We start from the raw sequence: 2,479 nt of genomic DNA, 5'->3' as shown, positions 1-2,479 counted from the left end.
TAAGGCCAAAACATTCGGGACTATACAGATAAAATTGGATATAGTAATACTTAAGTGTTAAGTAGCTCATTATCCGCTAAATGACAACCGCAGAGCTATTAAAGAACAGGGCAGGATTTGAAGACAAACTAAGAAAACTGATAGGCAGACCGATACTTTTGATCGAACTCGACATGTTCGCGCTCCCCTGCGGATGCGCCGGGATAACTGCGAATACAAGGGGGCTTGAAGTGGACGACCTTGAGGTGTTCGAGCCGCAGATTCTTCCTCTCCTTAAGGAAATGGCATCGAACCTCGATGTCAAATCGACCGTGACATTTGCGCGGCTCGTGCCCGGGAGTTCTATCGTGGCGTCGCTTAACTGGCGAGTGCTGTGCCCGCGGTGCTATCCTGAGTTTGCAAGGGGCGAGGGGAAGACGCCGAGACCTGATCTCTATATTCTGCAGTTTGAGAGAAAGAAATGATAACAAGGGAATCTTCGGATAGAGTGCTGAACGACATGACTTACAGGAGAATGAAAGAGCAATTAGAATAGAAGTTCCAGGGCATGTATGTCGTTATCGCAGAGGGTAAATTGCTCGGCGCCGAAGACTCATTAGAAAAGGCATGGGCTCTTGCATCTCCTTATGAATAGAGATACGAATTATGGACTTAACCCCGCTTCTAACAACCTTCAGCCTCATCGCGATCGCAGAGCTTGGCGATAAAACCCAGCTTACCGTGATCGCATTATCGGCAGGAAACTTTGCGAGATAGTGCCGTTACCGAAGATAAAGCTGGGTGCCGGTGCATTGTTTATACTGTTCGGGATATCGTTTCTTGCTGGGTTTTAAGGAGAACGATTTCCAGCCTGAGCATTACCCTCTAATTTTCTTTGCAATCTCGGCTATCCTCCTGCCAAGCGTTTTTGCGATTTCAAGATCATCCCCAGTTGGCATCCTGTCTGCCATTGGTCCTGATACCGAAGATGCACCATAGGGTGAGCCGCCGCCAACTGCGTACATGGAAAACAGCCTCTGCTCTGAGTATGGGATGCCTACAACTATCATGCCGAGATGGAACAATGGTACCATGGAAGTTATTATGGTGGATTCCTGTCCTCCATGCTGGGTGCTTGTGCTTACGAATATACCTGCAACTTTGTTTATCAGTGCACCTTTGAGCCAGAGATTTCCTGTCCTGTCAATGAATTCTTTCATCTGGGCAGTCATGTTGCCGTATCGTGTGGGAGTTCCAAATGCGATGCCATCAGCCCATTCTAAATCTTCCATTGAGGCAACAGGAATGTCTTTTAACTCCTCTTTTACTTTTTTCATCACGTCAGTCCATTTTTCTTTCGGAACAAGCTCCTCAACCTGCCTCATCCTTACTTCGGTGTCCGGAACGCTTCCGGCTCCTTCTGCCACTGCTTCAGCTAGTTTTGCAACATTTCCTGTCATACTGTAGAATACTACAAGAACTTTCGTTTTACTTTTTGCCATATTTCTCCCTTTATTGTTTCATGGCAAGTAAACTACTTAATTATTATGCCCCAGCTTTCTAGCTCTTCTATTTTTCCCGTAAGGGAATTACACTGCGCCGCATGCGAAGTTTGCTATCAGCTCACCCTGCTGCGGGCTTTTCACGCCGTACAGGCACTGGCGCGCATCCTTATAGTAGAGACGCTCTTCAAGTATGCCTTCTTTTTTCAACCTGTTCAGGGCATACCGGACAGTGCGCGGCGGAAGGTAACTCTCGGCGACAAGCTCTTTCTGCGTCATGAGTCCCTTGTACTCAAGTACTTTGAAAACAAGCTTCACAGAAGGGGACAGCAGCTCTATCTTTTTGGTATAAACGTCCTGCACCTGCGCTGTTTCCGAATAAAGGTGTTTATCTGTTGTTTTCGGCATGTTAACGCTGTTAACTATGTGCTTGTATGATTTAAATCTTTAGGCAAAATATGCCTGCTCTTTTCCAGAACGAAGCAAGCGGTATTATTACAATTACTATCAGTCCTTCCTGTATCAGCGTGGCAAGAAACGTGATCTGCTTTCCTATGTCGGGGAGAATATGCCGATATATGCCGATAAGGTATGGTGAATCTAAGGGGCACAAGGCTGTAGAGGGCTCTTCTAACCAACAGGACAATTATAAATGCCGACAAATGACGCCCCGCTGATTTCTAACTTGAACCATCATTAACTTTTTCCTCCTTTTTGTTGTATTCTTCGATTATTGCTATGTATTCTTTAACAAGGTATTCGCTCATTTCAAGAGTTCTGGCAATCTCCTGTGGACTCATGCTCCCGTGTAGGGTTTTTACCTTCTTGAAAGCCTTGATATACCTGTCGCACGCCTCCTCCGTATGTCCAGTAATTCTTGAAATATCAGGAGTGGGTATGTTCTTCAGATAATAACCAATAATGATCTTCTTATGAGTAACTGCCCTGCCGATATCGTGTATTGTACCTCGATAAGGCAGGACTACCTGGTTCTCTAT

At 45.7% G+C, this 2,479-nt stretch carries 5 protein-coding genes; 2 read left to right on the top strand and 3 right to left on the bottom strand.

From position 1 onward, the window contains the following. Positions 1-80 precede the first annotated feature (80 nt). Together MNV_RS09440 and MNV_RS20220 are read left to right on the top strand one after the other, a co-directional pair. Complete coding sequence (locus tag MNV_RS09440) at positions 81-464, top strand: DUF5402 family protein (RefSeq protein WP_096205523.1); 384 nt, start codon at positions 81-83, stop codon at positions 462-464. Between the two features lie 181 nt (positions 465-645). Next, a complete protein-coding gene (locus MNV_RS20220; protein ID WP_096205521.1) occupies positions 646-756 on the top strand; it encodes a TMEM165/GDT1 family protein in 111 nt (36 codons plus the stop codon). A 101-nt stretch (positions 757-857) separates the two neighbouring features. Here MNV_RS20220 and wrbA read toward each other — a convergent pair whose 3' ends face one another. The 3 genes from wrbA to MNV_RS09420 form a co-directional block, all read right to left on the bottom strand. Further along, a complete protein-coding gene (gene wrbA / locus MNV_RS09430; RefSeq protein WP_096205519.1) occupies positions 858-1,481 on the bottom strand; it encodes an NAD(P)H:quinone oxidoreductase in 624 nt (207 codons plus the stop codon). A gap of 87 nt (positions 1,482-1,568) precedes the next feature. After that, entirely contained in the window at positions 1,569-1,889 is a 321-nt protein-coding gene (locus MNV_RS09425; RefSeq protein WP_096205517.1) for a MarR family transcriptional regulator, read from the bottom strand. Between the two features lie 272 nt (positions 1,890-2,161). Next, positions 2,162-2,479, bottom strand: a 318-nt coding sequence (locus MNV_RS09420; protein ID WP_143311715.1) for a DUF1670 domain-containing protein, incomplete at its 5' end; no start/stop codon positions are given.

The sequence above is a fragment of the Candidatus Methanoperedens nitratireducens genome, from assembly GCF_900196725.1.
Lineage (GTDB): Archaea > Halobacteriota > Methanosarcinia > Methanosarcinales > Methanoperedenaceae > Methanoperedens > Methanoperedens nitroreducens_A.
Note: the sequence above shows the minus strand (reverse complement) of the source record. Positions and strands in the feature narration are given on the sequence as shown.

Coding starts and splice junctions, on each gene's coding strand:
- wrbA (WP_096205519.1), bottom strand. CDS start 1,481: ATGGCAAAAAGTAAAACGAAAGTTCTTGTAGTATTCTACAGTATGACA.
- MNV_RS20220 (WP_096205521.1), top strand. CDS start 646: ATGGACTTAACCCCGCTTCTAACAACCTTCAGCCTCATCGCGATCGCA.
- MNV_RS09425 (WP_096205517.1), bottom strand. CDS start 1,889: ATGCCGAAAACAACAGATAAACACCTTTATTCGGAAACAGCGCAGGTG.
- MNV_RS09440 (WP_096205523.1), top strand. CDS start 81: ATGACAACCGCAGAGCTATTAAAGAACAGGGCAGGATTTGAAGACAAA.